The sequence below is a fragment of the Shewanella morhuae genome (assembly GCF_003028295.1).
In the GTDB taxonomy this organism is placed as follows: Bacteria; Pseudomonadota; Gammaproteobacteria; order Enterobacterales; family Shewanellaceae; genus Shewanella; species Shewanella morhuae.
The window spans coordinates 262,276-288,163 of sequence record NZ_PYSG01000003.1 but is presented as its reverse complement, the minus strand read 5'-3'; the positions used below and the strand labels follow the sequence as shown (position 1 = coordinate 288,163).

Sequence of the window (25,888 nt, the reverse complement as noted above, 5' to 3'; positions counted from 1 at the left end):
TGCGTAAAAAATTTTGGAGTAAATAGTGACTGAATCTCGTATAGATTTTCGTAGGGCGAAGTTTTTAATCAGTGCACCTGACATTGCACATTTGGATCAATATCTGCCCGGCGATGTTGGTGTTGAGATTGCATTTGCTGGCCGCTCTAATGCTGGAAAGTCTAGTGCGCTCAATGCATTAACGGAACAAAAAAGTTTGGCTAGAACGAGTAAAACGCCTGGTCGAACCCAATTGATTAACGTATTTGAGTTAGATGCTCAGCGCCGTTTAGTTGATTTGCCGGGCTATGGTTTTGCACAAGTTCCACTTGCATTGAAAAATAAATGGCAGCAAGCATTGGGTGAATATTTGCAAAAGCGTGCTTGCTTAAGTGGTGTAGTGGTTCTAATGGATATACGTCATCCGCTGAAAGATTTAGATATGCAGATGATCAAGTGGGCGGTAGCGAGTGAGATTCCAGTGTTAGCTTTGCTGACAAAATCAGACAAATTAGCTCAAAGTGCTAAGATGAAAACCGTCAATGAAGTACGTCTTACGTTGAGTGAGTTTGGTGACTGGGTACAAGTTGAACCTTTCTCATCACTGAAAGGAACAGGAAAGCCTAAAGTGTTAGCGATTCTAAATGAATGGTGTCACCCACAATGGTTGACAGATGAGCTCGCTGCAATGAATAACGCCGAATAAATATCACCTGCTTTGGCATACATGGTCGAGTTTGACTGTGTATGTCGCTCCTCTGTTTTTTGCTATTTTTTATATTTCCCTCTTTTTAAGCTTTATCCCCATTACTTTTCGTCAATTTCAGGCAAAAAAATAGCCGATGACAGTGTCAACGGCCAAAATATTAGCTCTTTTGGGGAGAAGCTAAATTCAACAAGACTCAAGCACCACTAAATTATCTTCAATGGCTCTTAATATCTTTAGCATACAGTCTATTAAGTCTTTATTAAAGTAAATACTCTAAAATTTACTTTAATCTTGAAAAAAGAGCAAAAAAAAGCCTCAGCAAACAAGTTGCTGAGGCGCCAGAATTTGGCTCATCACTATAAGTGAAATAAAGGTCTGAAAGATAGAACATCTTAACCTCTGTACCCTACGCAGAGAATAATACGCTATTTATCTTTAAATGAGAAACAGTTTTTCCAAAAAAGAGCTAATTATGTGCGTTTGATCTCAAGTCTAGAGTAAAAAAGCACCTGTAATTGATCTTGAAATTTCATTAAAAATGCTCAATCAGCTGATTTAGCGATGTAATTAGAAAATTTAATACAAAATAGATCAATATTTGAAATTTAATGTTTTTACTCTAAATCTAGCCTAACGTTTTAGTGTACGCGTAAGAGAACAACCGTTATGACATTTTTAAACAGATATGGCTGGCTTTAACGTCATTTCGATTCGTGTAGTCACACCCTTGAGTCTCCATCTGCTGCTGCAGTGTATCGATGAGCTCTACTACTAAATGAATCAGGTAAAGATTGTTTGGTAGTGAGTCATGGTTTGTGTCGTCTGTTAAGTTGCGCTGCGCTTAACGAACTAGCGTGTTCGGAATACAGATTGTTTGGCTGTGAGTCATACATTGTGCTGCCGATTCAGTTTTTATTAACTAAATGGTCTAATTTGTATTGTGAAAAGATAATTTGCGCACAGTGATAAAAGGGGCTCAATATTGATGTGCTTAGAGATGATGAAGACGGGAGAGAGCTAACCTGAGCTAAAAATATTGAATTCAGGTTAGCTTTATTTACTTTTAAATCATATTAATAGTGCTAATTTGGATGTTTATAGATTAGTGCGCTTCATCCCAGTTATCACCAATGCCCGCTTCAGCAAGCAGCTCAACATCAAGATTGGCGGCTTGTGCCATCAAGCAGCAAACTGTCTTTTTAAGCTCCTCAGCTTTATCAGCATCGACCTCAAACACCAATTCATCGTGAACCTGCATGATCATAGTGATCTCGCCTTTGGTTTCCGTTTTGATCCACTGGGCGATATTGATCATGGCCTTTTTGATAATATCGGCGGCCGTACCCTGCATTGGGGCGTTAATTGCAGCACGTTCAGCACCTTGGCGGCGCATCGCATTACGATCACGGATTTCGGGTAAATAGAGGCGACGACCAAACAGAGTCGATACATAACCTAAGTCAGCAGCACCCGCGCGTGTTTCTTCCATATAACGTAATACACCAGGGTAACGGGCAAAGTAAGTATCAATATAGGTTTGTGCTTCATGGCGTGGGATATCAAGCTGACGGGCTAAACCAAAAGCTGACATGCCATAAATTAAGCCGAAGTTAACCGCCTTAGCACGACGACGTTGTTCTGTGGTCACCTCATCAAAGTCGGTACCAAAAACTTCAGCTGCTGTGGCTCTATGGATATCTTTACCTGCGGCAAATGCAGTCAACAAGCCATCATCTTGGGATAAATGCGCCATGATCCGTAGTTCGATTTGCGAGTAGTCGGCAGCCAAAATTTTACGGCCCGCAGGGGCGACAAAGGCTTGGCGAATACGGCGCCCTTCCTCGGTGCGGATAGGAATATTCTGTAGATTAGGCTCGCTCGATGATAAGCGTCCTGTTGCCGCATTGGCTTGGTGGTAGCTAGTGTGCACGCGACCCGTTTTAGCGTTGACCATTAGTGGCAGTTTATCGGTGTAAGTGCTCTTTAGTTTAGATAGGCTGCGGTGTTCGAGGATCACCTTTGGCAGTGGGAAATCTAAGGCTAATTCAACTAGCACTTCTTCTGCTGTCGATGGGGCGCCTTTGGGGGTCTTTTTGGTGATCGGATAACCGAGCTTTTCAAAAAATAGAACTTGCAGTTGCTTAGGCGAAGCAAGATTAAATTTTTCACCTGCAATATCATAGGCTTTTTCTTCTAAGGTATCTATTTTACGCGCTAGCTCATCACTTTGTTGACCAAGTAACATGCTGTCAATTAATACACCTTGGCGTTCGATATCTGATAATACTTGAATTAACGGCAATTCGATTTCAGTAAACATTGCAGCAAGTTCTGCTTCTTTCTCAAGCCTTGGCCATAAATGTTGGTGTAACCGCAGTGTGATGTCAGCATCCTCTGCAGCATAAGGCGCAGCAGTTTCCAGTGGGATCTGGTTAAAGGTCAGCTGTTTTGCGCCTTTGCCGGCGATTTCTTCAAAACTGATAGTTTTATGGCCTAAGTATTTGAGCGCTAAGCCATCCATATCATGGCGCGAAGCCACTGAGTTGAATACATAGGATTCGAGCATAGTATCAAAAGCGACGCCCTGCAGTTTGAGCCCTGCATTGGCTAAGATGCTGATATCGTATTTAAGGTTTTGACCGACTTTTTTGATCTTTGGATCTTCGAGTAACGGCCGTAGCTTTTCTAGCGCCACTGTTTTATCGATTTGAGTCGGCGCGCCAACATAATCATGGGCTAAAGGAAGATAAGCCGCTTTTCCTGCTTCAATGGCAAACGAAATGCCAACTAATTCAGCCACCATGTAATCCAAGCTGGTGGTCTCGGTATCCAATGCCATCAAGTCGGCTTGCTTAAGTTTAGCAATCCAAGCGTCTAATTCTGCTTCGGTGAGAATACAGTCGTACTGTGTTGCTATCGCCTCGACGGCAGATGCGTCTTCTTGTGTTTCTGTTGACTCCGTATTCACTGAAGAATTAGCCGTGATTTTATTATCTAAAACTTCAGCTAACCAACGCTTGAACTCCATTTCACCGTAGCACTTGATTAGTTCATCTTTGTCAGCAGGCTTAATGGTCAATTCGTGCCAATCTTGTTCGAGTTCGACATCGGTCTTGATGGTGGCCAGTTCATAAGAAAGCTTAAGCATGTCGGCATTTTCAATGATCTTCGCCGCCATAGTTTTAGAGCCCCTAAAACCAAGCTCGGCCACTTTCTCGGGTTCTGCTAATAGGTTGCTCACGCTACCTGCACCAGTAAGCATAGCGAGCGCTGTTTTCTCCCCGACGCCAGGTAAACCAGGAATGTTATCTGCCTTGTCACCCATCAGTGCCAGTAAATCTATAATACGCTCTGGACCAACACCAAACTTAAGCGCAACCTCTTCTGGGCCCATGATTGTGTCGGTCATGGTGTTGATGAGCGTGACGTTTTCATCTACTAATTGCGCCATATCCTTATCACCTGTGCTGATGAGCACGGCACGGTTTTCTAAACTGGCTTGGCGGGCAATAGTGCCAATTACGTCATCGGCTTCGACGCCTGAAATGGAAATCAGCGGTAAACCCAGTGCGCGAATGATGCGGTGTAGCGGTTCGATTTGTGAGCGTAGATCATCTGGCATGGGTGGACGCTGAGCTTTGTACTCGCTATACATGTCATTGCGAAAAGTTTTACCTTTGGCATCGAATATCACAGCGATATGACTCGGCTGATAGCGAGTCAATAAGCTACGTAACATATTCACTACGCCATAAACGGCACCGGTGGCTTCGCCCTTTGAGTTTGTTAGGTGAGGAGGCGCATAATAAGCGCGGTATAAATAAGAAGATCCATCCACAAGCACAAGTGGGTTTTTAGCGACGGTCGGCATAAGTATTTTCGTTTATCGATGACGTAGATGGCGGTAAGCATGCCACAGATGCACTATTTCAGCCACGGCAAAATGACGCTCAGCCTGTGGATAAGTCTGTGAGTGAAAAAGTCAACTACGAATTATGGCGATGATTACGGCTTAATGCGATATTTTTAAGTTGTTGTTTTTTATGCTTATAAAAGAATTGTGTGAGTTCAATACTGTTTCTTAAAAAATCTTCCTAATTTGTGGATTTTTTATTGACTCCGTAAAATACATCTAAGAATTGGCTTAATTTTCGGCACCTGTCAGAATCGACGAATTAAGTTAGCATGATTTTTAATCAGATCAACCAATTTGTTTGTATTTTGTTAAAACTTAATAATATAAGAGGGGTATTTTTAATGAAAAAAGTCGCTGTGTTACTCAGTGGATGCGGTGTTTTTGACGGCACAGAAATCCATGAATCGGTTTTAACGCTTTTATGTTTATCTCGAGCGGGGGCTCACTACCAATGCTTTGCACCTGATATCAAACAGATGCATGTAGTTGATCATTTAACGGGTGAGGTCGATGCTGCGGCAAGTCGTAATGTGCTGGTGGAGTCGGCGCGTATTGCCCGTGGCGAAGTTAAATCGACTATTGAATTAGATATCGCTGAATTTGATGCTTTGATCATTCCCGGTGGTTTTGGCGCGGCGAAAAATCTATGTAACTTTGCGACTAATGGCAGTGAGTGTGAAGTGAATCCGCTGGTGGCAGATTTTATCGATGAGTTTATTGTAGCGAAAAAACCTGTTGGCTTTATCTGTATCGCCCCAATGATGATCCCGCGTTTATATCCCCACGGTGTAAAAGGCACTATCGGTAATGATAGCGATACCGCTGCTGCCTTTAATTTGATGGGTGGTGTGCATCAAGTTGCTACTGTGCATGAGATCGTCGTAGATGATGCCAACCGAATAGTAACCACTCCCGCTTATATGTTGGCGGGAAGTATCGCTGAGGCGCATTCAGGCATCGAGAAGTTAGTCACTAAAGTGCTAGAGATGGTTGGCGAGCCCGTTTAATTTAAGTGGTTTGTAGCGATTTTTAACTGTGTGATAGCCGTGTGATTATGAGCTAGTGTACCAAGATAAATCGGTTGGTTATTAATGGTTTATCTTGGTACTTATTTGCCTGATAACTTGGCTAGATAGCTGCCGCAGTCTTACGGCTATCGAATAAACCTTGAGCTAAGCCTATCAGTAAGCCGCCAATGTGGGCACCGTTAGCAACGGATACGCCTAGAATATCCGTAAATCCTAATGCCAGCCAAATCATCATAAATCCCATGTATGACGGTGGTAAGCCTATGCCAGCAGCGGGTTTGCGTACTCCCATAATCCAAGTGTATCCCACCACGGCATATACAACGCCCGATAAGCCGCCGAAATTAGGTCCACTGACATAATATTGGATAACGTTCGGCAGTGTTCCCGCCACGAATAGCAAAATTAGCAAGGGCGCAGTGCCGATACGGGTTTCAATTTTACCGCCTAAATACCACCACCAGAGTAAGTTAAAGATAACGTGCATGGCGGAAAAATGTAGCAAACTCGGCGTAAAAACACGCCAAAACTGGCTGAGTTCAGTATTAGGTACCGCGCCAAAATAGGCTAATGCGCCATAGGTTTGGTTGGTAAACCCTAAGTTCATTGCAGCAAAAATAACTACGCAAACCGCAAATACAATCAGTGTGACGGGACCTGCGCCGGTAATAAATTGGCTGAACAGTTGTAGTGAAGGTGCGCCGTAATCTAGCTTGGTATGTGTATCGCCATATTCCCACGAGGCTTGTAGATATTTACTGTCGTAGGGGTGGGCGATGAAATGGGCAAACTCTTTACGCGCTTGCTCCACATCTTTGTCATGGATAACAATAATGGCGACCCCTTGTTCCAGCGGTTCGATGTGGCAGTCGATATGTTCACCCTTGAGGTAATCAACAAATGCTTGCGCGGCTCTACTGTTGGGGAGTCTACCAATTTCTATCATGCATTTGCCTCATGCCAAGCACTGTAGCCGCCATCTAGACTATAAACGTCATCAAACCCTTGCTCGCATAAATACTGCGCCGCATTTTGACTGCTCATACCGTGGTAACAAACAACGACGAGTGGGGCATCCATATCGGCTTGGCTAATAAATTGCGCTAGGTTTTCGTTATTCAGATTGGTTGCACTTTCAATATGGCCATTGGTAAAGCTATTGCCATCACGGATATCAACGATTTGCACTGTTTGTGCTTCGGTCATTTGCAGTAATTGATTAACGCTTAAGTGTTTAAAGGAAGACATAATAAAACCTGACAAAACTAAGGGGTGGAAAGCAATATAGGATAAGTGTGCAACAAGGGGCTGCGAGTGTACAGCCCCTATCTATACCCAAGCTATCTGAAGATACGAGTTTCAGAGCGCCTAGGGTACATCAATTCAAGGCGCATCAATAACAGAATGTCGGCTACCTTTTGAATTGATGCAACACGGAAGTGAGGTGCCCTAGGCACTCCGTTCCGGCGGGTTTTAATGCACTTTATGCTGTGTTGGTTATTTTTAACTTAGTCCACTAGGTCTGCAAATAACCGCCTTGCCTAAAGTGCGTTAAATTCCCGCTGAATCCTGCATCTTCAGGTCGTTTGGGTATAAGTAATGCTCGGCAGGATTAATCCCAGCTGAGGATCACTTTACCCGATTGGCCCGAGCCCATAGCATCGAAACCTTGTTGAAAATCATCAATCTTGAAGTGGTGAGTGATGATCGGTGAAATATCTAAACCTGATTGAATAAGACTGGCCATTTTGTACCAGGTTTCGAACATTTCACGGCCGTAGATACCTTTAATCACCAAGCCTTTGAAGATCACTTTGCTCCAGTCGATGGCCATTTCACCACTTGGAATACCGAGCATAGCAACTTTACCGCCATGGTTCATGGTATCTAACATGGCGTGGAAGGCTGATGGTACACCAGACATTTCTAAACCGACGTCGAAACCTTCGGTCATGCCCAGTTCTTTCATTACGTCTTTCAGGTTTTCTTTCGATACGTTCACCGCGCGAGTTGCGCCCATTTTGCGCGCCAGCTCTAGGCGATATTCGTTAACGTCGGTGATTACTACATGGCGAGCACCAACGTGACGACACACGGCCGCAGCCATAATGCCAATCGGGCCTGCGCCGGTGATCAATACGTCTTCACCGACTAAGTCGAATGACAGTGCTGTGTGCACAGCATTACCAAACGGGTCGAAGATTGATGCTAAGTCATCGCTGATGTCATCAGGGATTTTAAAGGCGTTAAAAGCAGGGATGACTAAGTATTCCGCAAATGACCCTTCACGGTTTACACCCACACCCGAGGTGTTACGGCATAAATGCGTGCGGCCCGCGCGGCAGTTACGACAATAGCCGCAGGTAATATGGCCTTCGCCAGAAACACGGTCGCCAATGTTAAAACCACGAACCTCTTGGCCGATATCAACCACTTCACCCACATATTCGTGGCCAACTACCATTGGGATTGGAATGGTTTTTTGCGACCATTCGTCCCAGTTGTAGATATGCATATCGGTACCACAAATCGCGGTTTTTTTAATTTTAATTAGTAAATCGTTATGGCCCATAACTGGCTTAGGCGCATCGACTAACCAAATGCCTTTTTCAGCTTTTAACTTGCTTAGTGCTTTCATTGTTTTGAGTCCTAAATAATGCCCATTTCTTTGGCAATACGGGTAAAGGCGGCGATGGCTTTGTCAATTTGATCACGCGTATGCGCGGCTGACATTTGTGTACGGATACGGGCTTGCCCCTTAGGAACCACAGGGAAAGAGAAGCCAATAACATAAATATGCTCTGCTAATAAGCGGTTAGCAAAGTCGCCCGCTAATTTAGCATCGCCAATCATTACGGGGATAATCGCGTGGTCAGCGCCGCCCAAGGTAAAACCTGCGGCTGACATTTGCTCGCGGAAATAACGGCTGTTTTCCCATACGGCTTCGCGCAGTGCTTGGCCTGATTTGAGCATTTCTAACACATGGATAGACGCACTGACGATTGACGGCGCTAATGAGTTAGAGAAAAGATAAGGGCGTGAACGCTGGCGTAACCAATCGATGACTTCTTTTTTACCTGACGTAAAACCACCCGATGCGCCGCCTAAGGCTTTGCCTAAGGTGCCGGTGATGATGTCGACTCTGTCCATCACATTGCAATATTCGTGGGTGCCACGGCCGTTGGCGCCGATAAAGCCCACCGCGTGTGAATCATCGACCATTACCAGTGCGCCGTACTTATCGGCTAAATCACATACGCCTTGCAGGTTTGCAATCACGCCGTCCATCGAGAATACGCCGTCAGTGGCGATCAAGATGTTACGTACGCCAGCGGCTTTAGCGGCAATCAACTGGACTTCTAAATCGGCCATGTCGTTGTTGGCATAGCGAAAACGCTTCGCTTTACATAAACGCACACCATCGATGATAGAGGCATGGTTTAGCGCATCGGAGATAATGGCATCTTCTGCATCTAACAAGGTTTCAAACAGACCTGTGTTGGCATCAAAGCATGAAGAATAAAGAATCGTATCTTCTGTACCGAGGAATTCACTGAGGCTCGTTTCTAGCTTTTTATGGATATCTTGAGTGCCGCAAATAAAGCGCACCGACGCCATGCCAAAGCCGTGGCTTTCTAAGCCTTGTTGGGCGGCTTTGATAAGTTCAGGATGATTGGCTAGGCCTAAATAATTATTTGCACAGAAGTTAACAACTTCTTGCTGATTAACTTGAATAGCTGTTTGTTGTGGTGAGGCAATAACGCGCTCGCTTTTATATAAGCCTTCAGCTTTTATATCTGCAAGTTGTTGATTAATCTGTGTGTAGAAAGAGGTAGAGGCCATCTGATATCTCCTTAGTTAACTTTATTCTGATTTTGGGAGTGACGGCATTCTAACTCTAAAGCTAATTGGTCTACAGCCTTTTTTTAATGCAGGTTCGTAAGGTAAATGTGTTCAGGGATAAAGTGATTGTTACATTATCAAAACTAATGAATAACATGAGTTTCTATAACAAGAGTGCAGATAGTTTTGTGTATTTATAACGAAAAATAGCTCGCACTCAACACTATGATGGCTTTGGTTTTAGTGTTAAGTGCGAGAGCCTTAATATAGATTTTTTGGGTAACTCTAGTGCGATTCTGGGGTGGCTAAGACTTGATAATGCTGCTCTAGGCGAGTAAACGTCGCGACGGAAGTCGGCGTGGCATAGGCTTTAAAAATCATCAGTACTCTTAAAACACCTTCATAAAGCGTCGCTTTAGTAATCGTTGAAGTGCTGGATTGCGTGAGTTGATAACCAATCCAAAAGCTGACAATCATCTTGATGGTATCGGCAAGTGGCGTAATTTTATCGGTATCTAAGTTTAAAAAACCATCTTGTTTCAGTTTATGTAACACGTGACTCGAACGCGTTAATACTTGCTGCTGGGCGTGCAAATAGCGCTTTTTTAGCACTTCGTCGCGGGCAAGAATATCCGCAAGATTGGCGTACATAAAACGGAATTGCCATAGGGTATAGAACATCGCATCGAAATAGCCGATTAATAATTCCACATCCACTTGTTTATCTTCATAGGGTTGAAAACCCGATTCGAGATGATTCTCATATAAGCTAAAAATGCAGCGAATAATGTCTTCTTTATTGCGAAAATGATAATAAAGATTCCCGGGACTCATATTCAGGTGAGCAGCAATGTGATTGGTGGTGATGTTTCTTTCGCCATGCTCATTGAACAGTTCTAGACTGGCATAGATTATTTTGTCGCGGGTTTTCATAAGTCATCCAAATTGCGAGTGAACGCCACATAATTGAGAAAGCTAACCAACGACCACAATACTGCTGGTGAATTATCCCTAATTTAATTTTCTACCACATTAAATCTTCGTATTCCGGGCCGAACGAACAACCATTCAATACTATGGGTATTATGCTAACATTGCCGCTATTCATCAGGCAAAACTCATAAGCACGTTTTTAATGAATCGTTTCCTTTATTCCACGATATTATATTTATTATCCCCGTTGCTAATCGTTTATCTCGCCTTTCGTGCGATTAAAAGTGCTGATTACCGCGGCCGTTGGGCTGAGCGTTTTGGCTTAACAAAGCTCCAATCGACAGATTTATTGATCCATTCCGTCTCTATGGGGGAAACGCTCGCGGCAATTCCTTTGATCCGCTTGATTATGCAATCACACCCTGAGTTAAGTATTACTGTCACTACAACTAGCCCAACGGGTTCTGCCGAGGTACGTAAAGCCTTTGGTAATACCGTACAACATTGCTATTTGCCCTTTGATTTACCTTGGTGTGTACGGCGCTTTTTACGCCAAGTCTCGCCTACGTGGTGCATTATCATGGAGACTGAGCTGTGGCCTAACCTAGTCGCTACTGCAGCAAAACAAGGTGTACGTTTGATGTTGGCTAATGCACGCCTATCGGCAAAATCGGCAGCGCAATATGTTAAGTATCCTAAAATTAGTCGACCTATGTTGCAACGCTTAGATGTGATTGCAGTGCAGACTCAGGTGGAAGCGCAGCGTTTTATCGACTTAGGTGCATTACCAAATAGAGTGACAGTCTGCGGCAGTTTGAAGTTTGATCTCAGTATTAAGCCTGAGCAGTTAGCCAAGGCAAAACAGTTACGCCAAGCTTGGGGGCGCGAATCATCACCCGTTTGGGTTGCTGGCAGTGTGCATCCCGGTGAATTTGACGCCATGCTGGCAGCCCATAGGCAACTACTCACGCAATGGCCCGATGCTTTACTGATTATTGCGCCGCGTCATCCTGAACAGTTTGCTGCCGTTGCTGACGTTGTGGCCAACCAAGGTTTTGAGTCCGTTCGCCGTAGCGATAATCTTCCCGTAACAGCTACGACACAAGTGCTGGTGGGCGATACCATGGGTGAATTATTGACCTTTTATGGCACTGCGGATCAAGCTTTTGTGGGGGGATCATTGATTTATCACGGCGGGCATAACCCCTTGGAACCCGTTGCTATGGGTGTCCCCGTGATGGTGGGGCCCAATCATAGAGATTTTGCTCAAATTACCCAAATGCTTGAAGGTGCAGGTGCGCTTAGAGTGGTTGATTCAGCACAAGCGCTAGGCAATAACTTAATTGAATATTTTGCTAAACCTGAGCTTTGCCAGCAAGCGGCTAATGCTGGACTGGCTGTGGTTGAGGCTAATCGCGGTACGTTACAGCGGCAATTTACTCTCGTGCAATCTTTATTAACCACTTAATAATACGAGTGAATTAAGCGGTAACCTTACTGTATGGATAAGATGAGAGAGTTTACATACTGAGCATTGCCGTTTGATATCCCTCTATCAGAGATGCCCAGTTATTCGCGGTAAAGGCTAAGTGGGGGAGTTTACCTTGTTCTTTATTGAAGGAACGTAACAGTCTATCTAGATTCGATTTTTGCCATTGCGGGCTCGGTGTTTTTAATTCGCCACGGTCAAAATCGATAAGATAAAAGCGCTCCGGTGCTATGGGTTCAGTCTGCATTGGTTGGAATAAAATATTCTTAGCATTGAGATCGGCATGGTACACACCGCGCTGGTGGAATTGGGCGATAGTGGCGCCTAAAGCCTGCCATTGCTCTGTGCTCATCATCCCTTTGCTAAGTTTAGCAACTAAGTCTTCGGCCCCCTCAACTCGTTCGATAATGATATCGGCACGGTAAAATAATCCAGTACGCACTATGTTCGCTGCAATCGGTTTAGGCACTGTAAAATCTTCGCGATACAAAATATCTAATAAACGTAGCTCAGCCATCGCACGGGTGTTTTCCAAACCCGTATAAACGTAAGCATCTTTACTGAATTTGGCCATTAAGCCGCCGCGCCAATAATGACGTAACACCCAATGGTTGTGCTCTAATGCCACAAACCAAGTGGTATAACGGCCTTTAGATGAGCCGACAACCGCATTTTTCGCGCGCCAAAAGTCCACCGAGAACCAAGTCGGAACGATATCGTTAGGCGTATCTTGGCAAAGAGCCATGTGGCCTTGCGGCGTTTTTATGATCTTTATATCAGCATTCATCGGAGATTTGTTGACTTAAGCGTGGCACCTCGGGCCATTCTACATTAAGATCCTTAGCTTGCGACAAATAACCTTAAGAGCGATTAGCTTTAATCCCAATGAGTTTAAATCCTAATACTATGAATTCACTTTGTTTGCTCCGGCTCTCAGCTATCGGCGATGTATGCCACGCCGTGGCGATGGTGCAGGCAATACAGCGACAATATCCCGAGCTAAAAATCACTTGGGTGATCGGTAAACTTGAATATCAATTATTGAAGCATTTACCCCATATCGAGTTTGTTATCTTTGATAAGTCTCAAGGCTGGCGTAGCTATTTTAATTTACGTAAAACCTTAAAGGGGCGGCATTTTGATGTATTGCTGCACATGCAGGTTGCGCTGCGTGCAACGCTAGCATCATTAGCTATTTCAGCTAAAACACGCATAGGTTTTGATCGCGCTCGCGCTAAAGAAGGCCAGTGGTTAGTGACAAATCACAGGGTTGAACCTTTAACGAAACCCCATGTGCTTGAAGGTTTTATGGGGTTTGCTAAAGCGATTGGTGTTAAGGATCTTACTCCTCAATGGCATATTCCAGTTCCGATTGCTGACACTGAGTTTGCCCAAACGCAGATTAAAGATAATGAAAAAGTCTTGATCATATGTGCTGCAGCTAGCAAGGCGGAACGAAACTGGTTATCAGAGCGTTATGCTGCTGTCGCGAGTCATGCGATTTCCAAAGGATTTAGGGTGATACTGTGTGGTGGGCCAACGGCACTTGAAAAGAATTTGGCCGAGCAAATCTTGCAAGCTTGCCCCTCTAAAATTGATAACTTAGTGGGTAAGACGAGTTTAACTCAATTATTAGCGTTGCTAAAACGCGCAAGCCTAGTGCTTGCACCTGATACTGGACCTGCTCATATGGCCGTTACCCAAGGTACGCCAGTGATCGGTTTATATGCCCATTCAAACCCTGGGCGTACAGGGCCTTATTTATCGCAGCAATATGTGGTGAGTGTCTATGACGCGGCAATCGCGTCTTCGCACAGCAACCAGGTGAAGTGGGGAACTCGCGCTAAAGGTGGACAGCTGATGGCTTTGATTAGTGTTGAAGCCGTCATTGAGAAGTTTGATCTTGTAGTTCAGCAGACACTCACTTAAGACATATTTAACTTTGTGTGAAAGTGCGTAGTTAATTTAAATACATGACCGTATATAATTAGTATTGAGATTTGTATGAAGATATTTGTAATCAGTTTAGAGCGCTCAACAGAACGACGAGCCCAAATGATAGCTAAATTTAATAAAGCTGATGTTGAATTCGAATTCTTTAATGCCGTTGATTCTTCTTTATTAGGTTTTAAATTATCAGAAAGAGCTGCTAATGACATCACTATAAAAAGAAAGGGCTACAAGTTACTTGATAGTGAAATTGGATGTTATGCCAGTCATTTTTTACTTTGGGAAAAATGTGTCGAGATCGATGAGCCTATTGTTATATTTGAAGATCATGCTGATCTTACCGATGATTTTAAAATAACTCTACAGAATACATTTACACATATATCAGAACTTAACTATATCAAATTATCGATACCATTTAAGCTTTCAAAGTTCATTAAAAAAAAGGTTGTGGATGAGAATCATGTTATTGGGCGCTATATCAAACCTGTTTGTTATAATACTGGATATATGCTTACTCCCTGTGCAGCAAAAAAATTTATTAATGCAAGTGAAAAATTTATTGAGCCAGTAGATGATTTTATGGAAAAACCATGGCTGCATGGTATAAAAACATTCAGTTTAAACCCATTTATTTGCTATCGCGCAAAAATTCCATCAACAATCGGTTATAACCGAAAAAACAAAAATAATATAAGCTTTTATAGGAAGATATATGCCGAGCTATTCAGGCTATATGAGTCAATAAGAAGACTTCGATGAACTATCATTACTATTATCTCAGTGCTTGCTACTGAACTCTTGATATATTAGCTAGTTTATTTACATCAAGGATAAAATATACGATATGATCGCAAAACGCTATTTGATGTACATTTCACAAAACTATTCTTATGCGATTTTACGGCCACTTCAAGCTGTAATCCTGGCTCAGGGTGGTGAGGTTAGTTGGTTTTTAGAGGGTAATGAGGTTAACTCTGCATTCTTAAAAGCGGATGAGCAGCGTTTGTTCAGTATTGATGCGGTAAATTCGTGGCAGCCAGATGCGGTGTTTGTTCCTGGTAACGTGGTGCCAAACTTTATTCCAGGTATTAAAGTTGCAGTATTTCATGGCTTTAATGCGGGTAAAATTAATCGTAAAGGTCGTGAAGATCATTTCGAAATCCGTGACTGCTTTGATTTGTACTGTACTCAAGGTCCTAATACCACTCAAAGATTTGAAGCTCTAGCGGCGCAGCATAAATATTTTGTGGTGAAAGAAACGGGCTGGCCTATGCTCGATCCGCTGTTTATGCCGGTAGTCGATAACCCTTATATCGTTCCATCTGATACGCGTAAAACGGTACTGATGTGTTCGACTTTTTCACAAAAGTTAAGCTGTGCACCTCACTTATTTACCCTTATGAGTCGTCTTGCCGCAAAAGGGAATTGGCGTATCCTCGTTCAATTTCACCCTAAAATGCCGAGTGAAATAGTTAATCAATACAAAGGCATTGTCAGTGATAACTTAACATTTGTTGAAACTGATAATGTGATCCCTTTGCTTCAAGCTGCGGACGTTATGTTGTGTGATACTTCTTCAATTTTAAATATATTTCTCTTATTGAAGAAACCCGTTGTGACTTTTAGAAATCGAACCAATGCCGCTTATTTATTAAATGTAGATACTGAAGATCAAGTTGAATCAACCATCGAGCATGCATTAACTTACCCACCAAAGCTGATGGCAAGTATTGAAGCATTTTGCCAACAAATGCATCCATATAATGATGGTAAATCCAGTGAGAGAGTCTTAGCTGCAACTAATGCGCTTATTGATAACCCTGATAGGGAAAGAGTGCGTAAGCCTTATAATTTGGTACGGATGTTTAAGTTACGCCGAAAATTAGGCTATTGGAAATTAAAGTGCTGGCGGTAGTAATCGAGCAACTTGCTAATATTATTGGAGTAAAAAAGTGAAAAAACACTCGTTGTCTGTCATGTTAATTACCAAAAATGAAGAGGATCGTGTAGAGCGCTGCCTGATGTCGGTTACGGATATTGCCGATGAAATTATCGTGCTCGACAGCGGTTCGACAGACAATACTCTGGCGATATGCCAGAAATATACCGATAAAGTCACAGTTACTGATTGGCCTGGTTTTGGTAAACAAAAGCAGAGAGCTTTAGAGCAAACGAGTGGTGATTGGGTGCTGTCCATTGATGCTGACGAAGCGCTGGATGAGACGATGCGAAATGCTCTTATTGCGCTGTTGTCGCAGGAAGAGATTAAAGAATCCGCTTTTTGTTTACCATGGGGTGTTACCCTGTATGGTAAAACCCTAAAGCATGGGCGCAGCGCTCGGGCGGTTTTACGTTTATTTAAACGTGATGGCGCACGCTATACCCTTGATGAAGTCCATGAGACCGTAATCCCAGCGGCCGGCAATATCGGTAAGCTAAAAGGACTGTTATTGCATTATACCCATCGTGATTACGGTCATGGACTGAATAAAGCGGCGCAATATGCTTGGCTTGGCTCGCAGAAATATTTTCGTAAAGGTAAAAAATCCCACGGACTAACCCTAGCTTTACTCAGGGGAGTGTGGACATTTTTTCATATTTACTTTTTACGGCGTGGCTTTCTAGATGGCAGTGTTGGCTTTATTGTTGCTATGACCTATGCACAGGTGAGCTTTAACAAATACGTAGGCTTATGGTTGCTTGAAAATAATCGTTAATATTCATTAAGTCTATACTCGCTTCCAAAGCGTAATCGGCATCTGTAAGCGCTTGAAATTAATAAATTCACGCAAGTTTCAACCATATTAGCCCGTTGTTGACCTATCATTTTTCGATGATAGGTCAACAACGCTTTTTAAGCTAATTCATGGCTCTGTATTTCTATCGATTGAAGCGACTTAATTGTTCCAGCGCTTGTTGTAAGTAGTCAAAATTTGGTTGTTGATCTTTTAGTGGTCGATTCGTTTTATCCAGCAGCTCATATTGGCCTCCGGCACCCACCTCTAAAATTGATTCGTTAGTGATTATGGCAAAGCCGTTATAATCCGAGGAAATGGTCCAAGGGCGTTCTGGTATTTCAGATAAAAGATTTTCGCCTACTGAGTAATGGTTAATCGGACTTTTTACACCCAGATAATTTTCCATTAACGTGGGGACTAAATCTTGGTGGCTTGTAAGCTTATTGCTGTTTTTTGATACCATTTCAACATTCATGTTAGGTGCCACTATCGCAAACGGCACTTTTACTTGAGCGTCAGTATAATTACTGTTGTGACCCCAATAATTTAATTTATTGTCATTTATTTCTTGGCCATGATCCCCGGTGATAATCACTAGCGTGTTATCAAGCTCACCAGATGACTTCAGCGTTTGTAATACCTGTTTAGCTAAACTATCAACATAATGAACACTGGTTTTGTAGCGATTTAAGAACGGTTGTGGATCTGAGTCATCATCTAACTGTAAATAGTTAATTTCACTTAGCATTGGTTCATAGCGGTGAGGGTAATCACTAGGGAAATCATAACCGTGAGGTGAGTCAAAAAACAAAAATGAAAAGACTGGCCTCTGAGTATCGCGTTGCGTAAACCATGTTGTCCAATCTGCAACGAGATTTGCATCTCGCGATGATGGACTCTCACCAGATGAACTAATGCGTAAGTTATCAATATTAACAAACACAGTTTGGTCAAACTCTGGCTTATGTAACTGTGCCGAAGTAAAAATCCCCATCTGGTAATTGAGTTGCTGTAGTCTATCTATTATTAACGGGCTTTGTTGGTTTGCTAGCATGGCATGCCAATAAGTACCCGGCATGCCATAAAAAAGACCAAAAATACCTGCCCTTGTTGAGTTTCCTGAGGCAATATGCTGGTTAAATACGACTCCAGATTGTGCTATTTCCCATAGGTTGGGCGTATTATCCGCATTAAAGGTATCTGCACGCCAAGAATCAATCACCAGTAATAATATGTTAGTGGGTTTTGATATAGGTACCATATTCAGCGGTTCGATTGGGTAGCGCAGATCACTTTTACTTTTTAAGGTAAGAGCTTTTTGTTGAGCTATTGCTGATTCGTTAATATATCCATATTTACGCATCAAGCTGTTTGCCGTTGCTGGATAGAAGAGTGGCAAATAGCGTTTTAACTGAGTGACAGGCTGGTATGCATTCGCTGCCGCCCAAATATGTACAATGTGGGTTGATAGCAGCGTCATAATCGCTAATGCTAAAAAATAGCGACTCAATGTTTTTTGCTGTAGAGGAGTTGCGTCTAAGCGACGAATAATTAGCCATTCGCCCAACCAAAGAGCGCTCACTCCAATCACGACCATTAACCAAGTTAGCCATGGAAAGCTAACGATTTGGCCAGAAAGAATTAAATCGAGTACCACTGCATTAATATGAAAGCGATATTGAGCAAAGACAAAAGTATCAATGATTAATATGCTAATGCCTAACGCGGCCGTGCCTGATTGAAGGAATCGTCTTAATGCCGTTGGTAAGAAAATGAGTGGCAGTGTGACTAATCCCGCAATCCCCGCGAGTAGACTCATTTGTGAAAAAGTACTGGCAAATATGAAAAAAATCCCCAGACTATCGCTTGGTAGTTCAGGTAGAAAAGTAAAATAGCGGCTAGCAATCATCATCGCAATGAGTGAATTAAAAAGTATTAACCACCCATGAGTGTGAAGTTTTACTTTAAGAGAACTGTCTATCATTGGAATACCTTTATACTAAAAATTATAGCAAACACTTAATGGTTCATGATGCTAAGCGTTAACCTTGAAACAGGATCGGTTTAGCTATAAGAAATTGATTTATAGTGTTTATCGTGTTCGCGTGATGTTTGGCTAGCATTTTTAATAATTGACTCTGCTTTTGAAGATGAATCTATTTTACATATAGCAAAAAACACATAAGACATTAATCTTCAAGTTAAATTTATTTTTCTTGTTGGGTGTGACTGACATCCAGTTACTGATTCTGTCGAAAGCCATTTTTCAATTATTGCGCTTTGAATTATGATCGTCAGATATCTAAATTGGATCTAGTATATAATACGCGCCAGTATCATTGTTAGCTTTATTGCTTACTTGTTTGATTTTTAAAGTTAATTAATCTTTTGAAAGGCTGGTTTTCTGTAGTCGTAAAGCCGTTTTATGATGTAGTAACGGGATGCTTTATACCCTTATTGAATTGATAAAAGTGGGAATATACTTTTACTATGCACACAAGAGCGATTTATCCAGGGACGTTTGACCCAATCACTAATGGCCATGCCGATTTAATCGAGCGGGCAGCTAAGTTATTCAAGCATGTGATTATTGGTATTGCAGCCAATCCTTCTAAGCAGCCAAGATTTACCCTAGAAGAACGGGTTGAATTGGTTAATCGTGTCACTGCTCACTTGGATAATGTTGAAGTGGTTGGTTTTTCTGGCCTGCTAGTCGATTTTGCTAAAAAACAAAATGCGAGTGTGCTGGTACGTGGTCTACGTGCTGTCTCTGATTTTGAATATGAATTTCAATTAGCGAATATGAATCGTAGGCTGAGCCCTAATCTGGAAAGTGTATTTTTAACTCCCGCTGAAGAAAATTCCTTTATTTCATCAACCCTAGTAAAGGAAGTCGCTTTACATGGTGGCGATGTAAGGCAGTTTGTTCACCCTGAAGTGGCGATGGCACTAAACGCAAAGCTTAAACTGGCACAACCTTAAATTAGTCCATGTTTTGTCAGTATTTCGTGTTAACTTTGAGGCGAGTTTTACCTCGCGATGATACCTAAAAGGATGTTATGAAGGCTGTTTTCACTCCAACACTGCTCGCGACTAGCGTGGCCACGGGATTGCTTTTTTCTTCTGTACTTACCGCCGCGCCTTGGGTCGATGCTTCTGATATCTATCTTAGAACGGATATTCAAGCTCTGGCTGATGCGGGCGTCATTACAGTGCCTGTAAATACGTATCCTTTGATGTGGTCAGGTATCGGTGGTGATTTAGCTAAAGTTGAACCAGAGTTACTTTCTGCCTCTTTAGTGCAAGCCTTTGCGCGAGTGAATTTTTATTATCAAAATGCCGTTGATAATCACGCTAATGCACGTATAAAAGTGACGGCCGCGTCTGATCCTGCTCGCTTTCGACATTATGGCTCTGACTATCGTGAAAAAGGCGAAGTGCTGGGCTCGTATGAGTACTTAGGTTCACGTATTGCTTATAAAACGACCGTGGCAGAAACCTATGATCCTCAGGATAGTGAAGAGTTTCGTCTTGATGAATCCTATTTTGCGATCATTTTTGGTAACTGGATTGCAACCCTAGGTTCGGTTGAGCAATGGTGGGGACCCGGATTTGATTCTGCGTTGCACCGCTCTAACAATGCGCGCTCTATGCCGTCGCTGACCTTGAGTCGCAATAATGCATCTGCTTTTGAAACGCCATGGTTATCTTGGATTGGCCCTTGGACATTTAAAACCGGGTTTAGCCTGATGGAGGCTGATCGCGCCGTGCCTAAAACGGCTGAGTGGGATATGCGTTTAAGCGCCAGACCGATTAAACAACTGGAAATCGGTCTATCTTGGTCAACGCTGTTTTGTGGTGAAGGCCAAGATTGTAACTTTGACTCTTGGTGGGACTCGGTGACGAGTAGTTCTGTGTGTATTGATGGCGCTAGTAATTGCGCGCCAGATCAGCGACGAGATGCAGGCCGCAGAAGCCAAAGTATCGATATGCGCTATGCCGACACATTGGGCAATATTCCTGTTGGCTTATACCTAGAACGTAGTTGTGAAAATGGCAGTGACTGCGGTTCACTTTGGGGTATCGATACACACTTCGGCACAACGGCTAAACAGTTTAAGTTTTTTATCGAGTACTCAGATACTTATATCAAGTGTGATGGTGATAGTGCCAATTGCTTCTATGAAGATCCTGTCTATCTCAGTGGCTCTCGTTACTATGGCCGCGCTTTGGGTTCAACCTATGACAGTGATGCGCAAGTATTTGTTGTCGGATTGGTGGGGCAACTGACCAATAGCCGTGGGTTTACCTCATTATTACGTTATGCGCAGCTGAATAAAGATGGTTCAAACGTAGCGACAACTTGGGCACCACAACCACCTAAAGAAGATTTGTTAATGCTTGAGCTTTCCTATCGGATGCCGCTGTGGAAAGGCATGTGGAGCTTAGGTGGTACTGTATCTAAATCAGAATTTGAGGTTGAAGACAGTGATACCAATGCCACACTCTTTAGCAGTTTTGAGTATCGGTTCTAGCATTCATGATTAAAGAAGCCTGCATTATCGCAGGCTTTTTTATCCGCTTTGCCTTGAGTAGCGTTAGCGTGTTTGGCAAATGCCGCAAAATACTGTGCTGCGTTGGCCTAAGCGGATTTCACTTAACAGATTACCGCAACTGGTGCAGGTTTCACCGCCGCGACCATAGACATGCAGTTTTTGGGCAAAGTAGCCCGGTTTACCATCGGCATTGGTAAAATCTTTCAGTGTTGTGCCCCCCTGTTTAATGGCGTGGGCTAAGATTTGCTTCACTTCGGCGACTAATACACTTAAACGTTCAATATCAATTTTACCCGCTTCGGCTTCTGGGTGAATACCCGCCGCAAACAGAGCTTCATTAGCGTAAATATTACCAACACCCACCACGATATGATTGTCCATTAGGCAAAGTTTGATGGCCTTTTTCTTGCCCGCTAAAGCGGCCGCTAATTGGGCAATATTAAAGGCATCAGTTAGTGGCTCAGGCCCTAATTTAGCGAGTAATGGATGAGCTTCTTCTGGGAGTTCACACCATAACCAAGCGCCGAATCGTCTTGGATCGTTAAAGCGTAATAGGCGACCGTTAGCTAGCACTAAGTCGATATGATCATGCTTTTCTACTGGGGTGTCGTGGGGCAAAATTCGTAAACTTCCCGACATGCCTAAATGTACTATGCTGGTGCCTGCATCGGTATCAATTAACAGATACTTAGCGCGGCGGCGCACTTGGCGTATGACTTGACCAATAATCTGCTTGGCGATTTCAGGTACAGGCCAACGCAGTGAACCATTACGGATCACAAGATCAACCACGGTTTGCTCAACAAGGAATGGCGCAATACCTTGACGGGTAACTTCAACTTCTGGTAATTCCGGCATGGGTTCTGTCTTATTTTAAGTAAAAGGAAGCGATATTATGCTGCGGGTTTCGCATCGAGAATAGGTTGCAGCTTAGCTCGTAAGCTCGGTGGTACTAAGTACCAATTGCCTGCAGGAGATTTAAGGGCGCCTTCCTTGGGGAAATAGATCCACAGTTGAAAATCACTGATATCAGCAATCTGTATCACTAATTCTTGAGGAGTATCCGTGGTTTCAGGTGCGGCCGTTAAGGGCGATACTCGTATGCTTTGCCAGGCATTGGCCCATTCATCGCAATTAAGTACTTTAGTGTCGCAACTCCATTTCGATGCTTGTTTATGTAGCCATAGTCCATCGAGTTGCAGTTGTGCGAGCGGCGCATTATCGTCAAATAATAACTGAGCATCACTCGGAACATTATTGGTTTTTTTATCAATAAAAGTCAGCACTGCGACCATAAAGATACAGGCGATAATGACAATGTTATTCCATTGTTTACGAGTTAAAGCCATAGGGATGTGCGCTGCTAAATATGGAACGATAACTTGAGTCTATCACGGCAAAATTGAGATGCTAGCCCTGCAAGCTATCGAATGGTGGTGTTTAACCGCCAATCGCGTTCATAGAATGCGGGATTTGTCCCTCATTAAGCCAAGTTCGTGCGCATGTAATCTATGCAGCAAACATCTCTGCGCTCAATAATCGACAGCCGTAAGTATCCAACCTTACGGCCAACGGGATCCATCGTGAGGCTTATAAAAAACTCGCCCGATGTTAGAGTAAATCTGCAAATGGTTGAATAAAAACAGTTTCGCCGGCATTAACGGCTTCTGCATCATCACCTATGATGATGAGGCAATTCCCTTTGACCATAGAGCTCAACATGCCAGAGCCTTGGCTGCCAGTGCTGCTCACGTGCAGGCGTCCATCTTTGCCAAGTTGATAAATGCCGCGAATAAACTCGGTGCGGCCTTGGCGGCTTCGCAGCGTTTCATCACTAATGGCAGGGAATAATGGCGCTTGCCAGTTTGCTTCACCGGCTAATTTTCGCAGGGCAGGTTGTACAAATTGCAGGAAAGACACCATGACCGCGACAGGGTTACCCGGCAAACCGAAGAACAGGCAATCACCCACCTTGCCAAAAGCGAGTGGTCGACCTGGGCGCATATTAATACGCCAGAAATCAATATTACCGAGGCGAGCAAGCACCGTTTTAATGTAATCTGCATCCCCGACAGATACACCACCCGAGCTGATGACGACATCGGCTAGAGTTGCTGCTTTGGCGAGTGTTGCTTCGAGGGCGGTTTCTGAATCTTCAATAATGCCTAAATCGATAACCTCACAACCTAGGCGTGTTGCCATGGCTTTAATGGTAAAGCGATTTGAGTCATAAATGCAGTTGGCTTTGAGCGTTTCACCTGGCTGGCTCACTTCATCGCCAGTGGAGAATACTGCAACGGTTGGACGACGATATACACTGACGCGATTGAGCCCAAGTGAAGCCAGTAGACCTTGTTCGGCGGCGCTTAGCCGAGTGGCTTTTGTTAATGCCACTTGGTCTTTTGCAATGTCTTCGCCAGCGAGTCGAACATGTTGACCCGCTTGAATGTGGCCTTCAAAGGTAACTATACCGTCGATGTCAGTGGCTAGCTCACGGGGCTGCACAGTATCTGCGCCAGCTGGCACTGTGGCTCCAGTCATAATACGCACGGTTTCGCCAACGTTAAGCGTGTTTGAGTATTGATGACCAGCAAGGACTTCACCTACCCGCTTTAAGGTGGTGGGCATGGGATCTTGGTAAACAAAGGCGTAGCCATCCATCGCTGAATTAGTTTGCTGCGGGACGTCGATGGGCGAAATACTATCGAAGGCAAGAACGCGGTTATCTAGGGCATCTAAACCTATTTCTTCAACCTCTGTTACGGATGAGACATTAGATAATATCTGCGCTAGGCCTTGGCTCACGCTGAGGTTTTTGTTATCACCAATGGTGCAGGCTTCTACTGTGGTTATAGGTAAACATACGCGCGGTATTTGCCAATGTTGGGCATATTCCATCACAAAGTCAGCAATCTGGCCGATGTTATTAAGGTCGAGGCGGCGTAGTTCACTGGGAAGCTCGTTACTCGGCAACTGGGTGTCATCGCAACAGGCGATAGCGAGGATATTTTCATCTTGGGTATAAATAAAAGGTTTGCCGTGGGCTGCGCGGTGTAATTCAATTTTAGGTAATGCGAGCTTTTTAAAGCCTTCGACTAACACGATATCTACTTTGTCGGCTTCGATTTGCTTAAGCAAATGGACTAGCTCAGGATCGCCATCACGGACATCTTCTGTCATCAACGCCCAGCGAACATGGGAGGCGACTAGCATTTGCCGTGCGCCGGCTTTACGCATTTCATAGCTATCTTTGCCGGGAATATCCACATCGAAATTATGGTGCGCATGTTTAATCACGGCTAAGCGTAAACCACGCTGATTTAATTCAGGGATTAACTGCTTGAGTAAAGTGGTTTTCCCCGTGCCACTGTAGGCACAAAATCCGAGAACGGGAATAGCGAGCGGATTGACGAAGGGGTTACTCATTTGCACCTCTAATTTGAGTTGTTGGAACCTAGCTTTTGGTTATTTCTATGGCCAATCGTTGTTTTTGTTCAGGCGTATTCACATTTACAAAGGCGTTAGGCTGGTCGGCGAACGACGCGACTACGAAGTGATGCTTGGCATACCAAAAGTCTACTTTACGCTCACCCGCCTCAAGAAAGGCTTTCATCGAATCACGTAAGCTAGGTTTTAACAGCATAACTACGGGTTGTTCATATTCACCGTCACTAGCAACGGCTAACTCAGCACCTTCGGCTTCAATTGCAGCTAACATACGCGGTACAAGATCAAGCGGTAGTAACGGACAGTCGCAGGGTACGACTAATAAGTATTCGGCATCAGTATTACCCATAGCAGCGATCATACCCGCTAAGGGGCCGAGAAAACCACTGTGTTCATCGCTTATCACTTTAAAACCAAACTCAGCATAACGTGTCTGGTTACGATTTGCGTTGATCAGGATCTCCTTAACCTGAGGTTTTATTCTATCAATTGTATGTTTAATCATGGCTTCGCCGTTTAATTCGACGAGACCTTTATCGTCGCCACCCATGCGACGTGCCATACCACCGGCGAGAATAACGGCATCAATTTGTGATGACATATAAGGATTCCTGTACTGGCAGAGATTGAGAATGTGGATAAGCGGTCATCACCTGTTCGCCCTCTATGTGCCACTGTTGCTCGCAGATAGCGGTTAACGCACAATTTTGATGGCTACTCAGTAACATACCTGTGCCTTCGTGTTTGAGTTGTTGGATCATTTTTAATACTAGCTCTTGGGAATCCTTATCCATATTAGACGTTGGTTCATCAAGCATTAGTAGTTTAGGTTGGAGGATCCAAGCGCGCGCAATAGCGAGACGCTGTCTTTCACCGCCTGAGAGGTTACTGGCTCTGGCGTGTAATAGCGAGCCTAGCTGCGCCATCTCAATCGCTTGAGTAATCCGTTGTTTCGCCTTGGCTTTGGTTTCTGAGCTGAAATTTAGCCCATAGGTAAGATTATATTCTACTGTGCCATCGAATAAATAAGGATGTTGGTGCAGATAAACCGCTTTGCCTAATAAAGGGTTGCGTCGCCACCAGGTATTTTTGGCAAAACCCACTGTCTCGATATTGCCTTTTGTGGGCGGTATTAGGCCTGCGAGAATCTTCATCAAGGTCGATTTACCGGTGCCATTATCGCCTTGCAGATAAATCACATCTCCTTGGCTGAATGCTAACGCATCGGCTTTGAATAACAGCCGTGTGCCAAAGGACATTTCTAAGTCACGGGCGATAAGTTTCACCTTAGTCATTG

The 25,888-nt window shown here is 43.7% G+C and carries 22 protein-coding genes; 9 read left to right on the top strand and 13 right to left on the bottom strand.

The window, feature by feature from the left end; translation table 11 throughout:
• Nucleotides 1-25: 25 nt before the first annotated feature.
• Nucleotides 26-685, top strand: coding sequence for a ribosome biogenesis GTP-binding protein YihA/YsxC (gene yihA / locus C9I43_RS15920; RefSeq protein ID WP_076501429.1), 660 nt, complete (start codon nt 26-28; stop codon nt 683-685).
• 1,105 nt (nt 686-1,790) lie between these two features.
• Here the strand turns inward: yihA and polA are convergent.
• On the bottom strand, nt 1,791-4,559 hold the full coding sequence (gene polA / locus C9I43_RS15915) for a DNA polymerase I (RefSeq protein ID WP_107884456.1): 2,769 nt from the start codon (nt 4,557-4,559) through the stop codon (nt 1,791-1,793).
• A gap of 386 nt (nt 4,560-4,945) precedes the next feature.
• On the opposite strand from polA, the gene elbB reads away from it, so the two are divergent.
• Nucleotides 4,946-5,611, top strand: coding sequence for an isoprenoid biosynthesis glyoxalase ElbB (gene elbB, locus C9I43_RS15910; RefSeq protein ID WP_107884454.1), 666 nt, complete (start codon nt 4,946-4,948; stop codon nt 5,609-5,611).
• A gap of 121 nt (nt 5,612-5,732) precedes the next feature.
• On the opposite strand, the gene glpG is transcribed toward elbB, so the two are convergent.
• The 5 genes from glpG to C9I43_RS15880 all read right to left on the bottom strand — a co-directional run bounded on the left by glpG (nt 5,733) and on the right by C9I43_RS15880 (nt 10,408).
• Nucleotides 5,733-6,578 (bottom strand): rhomboid family intramembrane serine protease GlpG, encoded by an 846-nt coding sequence (gene glpG, locus C9I43_RS15905; RefSeq protein WP_107884452.1) that lies wholly within the window; start codon nt 6,576-6,578, stop codon nt 5,733-5,735.
• The gene (gene glpE / locus C9I43_RS15900) at nt 6,575-6,880 is read right to left on the bottom strand and encodes a thiosulfate sulfurtransferase GlpE (protein WP_076501417.1); all 306 of its coding nucleotides are present in this window, start codon (nt 6,878-6,880) and stop codon (nt 6,575-6,577) included. The genes glpG and glpE overlap by 4 nt, the downstream gene beginning before the upstream one ends.
• Before the next feature lie 364 nt (nt 6,881-7,244).
• The gene (gene tdh / locus C9I43_RS15890; RefSeq protein ID WP_076501415.1) at nt 7,245-8,270 is read right to left on the bottom strand and encodes an L-threonine 3-dehydrogenase; all 1,026 of its coding nucleotides are present in this window, start codon (nt 8,268-8,270) and stop codon (nt 7,245-7,247) included.
• Nucleotides 8,271-8,281: 11 nt separating this feature from the next.
• A complete protein-coding gene (locus C9I43_RS15885) occupies nt 8,282-9,475 on the bottom strand; it encodes a glycine C-acetyltransferase (RefSeq protein WP_107884449.1) in 1,194 nt (397 codons plus the stop codon).
• A 285-nt stretch (nt 9,476-9,760) separates the two neighbouring features.
• On the bottom strand, nt 9,761-10,408 hold the full coding sequence (locus tag C9I43_RS15880) for a TetR/AcrR family transcriptional regulator (protein ID WP_107884447.1): 648 nt from the start codon (nt 10,406-10,408) through the stop codon (nt 9,761-9,763).
• Nucleotides 10,409-10,610: 202 nt separating this feature from the next.
• On the opposite strand from C9I43_RS15880, the gene waaA reads away from it, so the two are divergent.
• A complete protein-coding gene (waaA, locus tag C9I43_RS15875) occupies nt 10,611-11,876 on the top strand; it encodes a lipid IV(A) 3-deoxy-D-manno-octulosonic acid transferase (protein WP_107884445.1) in 1,266 nt (421 codons plus the stop codon).
• 52 nt (nt 11,877-11,928) lie between these two features.
• On the opposite strand, the gene C9I43_RS15870 is transcribed toward waaA, so the two are convergent.
• On the bottom strand, nt 11,929-12,684 hold the full coding sequence (locus C9I43_RS15870) for a 3-deoxy-D-manno-octulosonic acid kinase (RefSeq protein WP_076501405.1): 756 nt from the start codon (nt 12,682-12,684) through the stop codon (nt 11,929-11,931).
• Between the two features lie 98 nt (nt 12,685-12,782).
• On the opposite strand from C9I43_RS15870, the gene C9I43_RS15865 reads away from it, so the two are divergent.
• The 4 genes from C9I43_RS15865 to C9I43_RS15850 all read left to right on the top strand — a co-directional run bounded on the left by C9I43_RS15865 (nt 12,783) and on the right by C9I43_RS15850 (nt 16,567).
• Entirely contained in the window at nt 12,783-13,826 is a 1,044-nt protein-coding gene (locus tag C9I43_RS15865; RefSeq protein ID WP_107884443.1) for a glycosyltransferase family 9 protein, read from the top strand.
• Between the two features lie 75 nt (nt 13,827-13,901).
• Nucleotides 13,902-14,609 carry a glycosyltransferase family 25 protein gene (locus C9I43_RS15860; RefSeq protein ID WP_107884441.1) on the top strand — a complete coding sequence of 236 codons (708 nt, stop codon included), beginning with the start codon at nt 13,902-13,904 and terminating at the stop codon, nt 14,607-14,609.
• Nucleotides 14,610-14,694: 85 nt separating this feature from the next.
• Entirely contained in the window at nt 14,695-15,765 is a 1,071-nt protein-coding gene (locus C9I43_RS15855) for a CDP-glycerol glycerophosphotransferase family protein (protein WP_107884439.1), read from the top strand.
• A gap of 37 nt (nt 15,766-15,802) precedes the next feature.
• Nucleotides 15,803-16,567 (top strand): glycosyltransferase family 2 protein, encoded by a 765-nt coding sequence (locus C9I43_RS15850; protein WP_107884437.1) that lies wholly within the window; start codon nt 15,803-15,805, stop codon nt 16,565-16,567.
• 163 nt (nt 16,568-16,730) lie between these two features.
• On the opposite strand, the gene C9I43_RS15845 is transcribed toward C9I43_RS15850, so the two are convergent.
• Nucleotides 16,731-18,572 carry a DUF3413 domain-containing protein gene (locus tag C9I43_RS15845; RefSeq protein WP_107884435.1) on the bottom strand — a complete coding sequence of 614 codons (1,842 nt, stop codon included), beginning with the start codon at nt 18,570-18,572 and terminating at the stop codon, nt 16,731-16,733.
• A gap of 506 nt (nt 18,573-19,078) precedes the next feature.
• Here C9I43_RS15845 and coaD point away from each other — a divergent pair.
• Nucleotides 19,079-19,570, top strand: a complete 492-nt coding sequence (coaD, locus tag C9I43_RS15840) for a pantetheine-phosphate adenylyltransferase (protein WP_076501391.1) — start codon at nt 19,079-19,081, stop codon at nt 19,568-19,570.
• A 77-nt stretch (nt 19,571-19,647) separates the two neighbouring features.
• Nucleotides 19,648-21,123, top strand: a complete 1,476-nt coding sequence (locus C9I43_RS15835) for a capsule assembly Wzi family protein (RefSeq protein ID WP_107884433.1) — start codon at nt 19,648-19,650, stop codon at nt 21,121-21,123.
• Nucleotides 21,124-21,186: 63 nt separating this feature from the next.
• On the opposite strand, the gene mutM is transcribed toward C9I43_RS15835, so the two are convergent.
• The 5 genes from mutM to C9I43_RS15810 all read right to left on the bottom strand — a co-directional run bounded on the left by mutM (nt 21,187) and on the right by C9I43_RS15810 (nt 25,886).
• Nucleotides 21,187-22,002 carry a bifunctional DNA-formamidopyrimidine glycosylase/DNA-(apurinic or apyrimidinic site) lyase gene (gene mutM, locus C9I43_RS15830; RefSeq protein ID WP_107884431.1) on the bottom strand — a complete coding sequence of 272 codons (816 nt, stop codon included), beginning with the start codon at nt 22,000-22,002 and terminating at the stop codon, nt 21,187-21,189.
• Nucleotides 22,003-22,037: 35 nt separating this feature from the next.
• A complete protein-coding gene (locus tag C9I43_RS15825; RefSeq protein ID WP_107884429.1) occupies nt 22,038-22,493 on the bottom strand; it encodes a hypothetical protein in 456 nt (151 codons plus the stop codon).
• 262 nt (nt 22,494-22,755) lie between these two features.
• Nucleotides 22,756-24,570: a bifunctional molybdopterin-guanine dinucleotide biosynthesis adaptor protein MobB/molybdopterin molybdotransferase MoeA gene (locus C9I43_RS15820; RefSeq protein ID WP_107884427.1), complete on the bottom strand. Its 1,815-nt coding sequence runs from the start codon at nt 24,568-24,570 to the stop codon at nt 22,756-22,758.
• A 28-nt stretch (nt 24,571-24,598) separates the two neighbouring features.
• The gene (gene mobA / locus C9I43_RS15815) at nt 24,599-25,192 is read right to left on the bottom strand and encodes a molybdenum cofactor guanylyltransferase MobA (RefSeq protein WP_107884425.1); all 594 of its coding nucleotides are present in this window, start codon (nt 25,190-25,192) and stop codon (nt 24,599-24,601) included.
• Nucleotides 25,176-25,886: an ABC transporter ATP-binding protein gene (locus C9I43_RS15810; protein WP_107884423.1), complete on the bottom strand. Its 711-nt coding sequence runs from the start codon at nt 25,884-25,886 to the stop codon at nt 25,176-25,178. Before C9I43_RS15810 ends, mobA begins: the two co-directional genes overlap by 17 nt.
• Between the last annotated feature and the right edge of the window lie 2 nt (nt 25,887-25,888).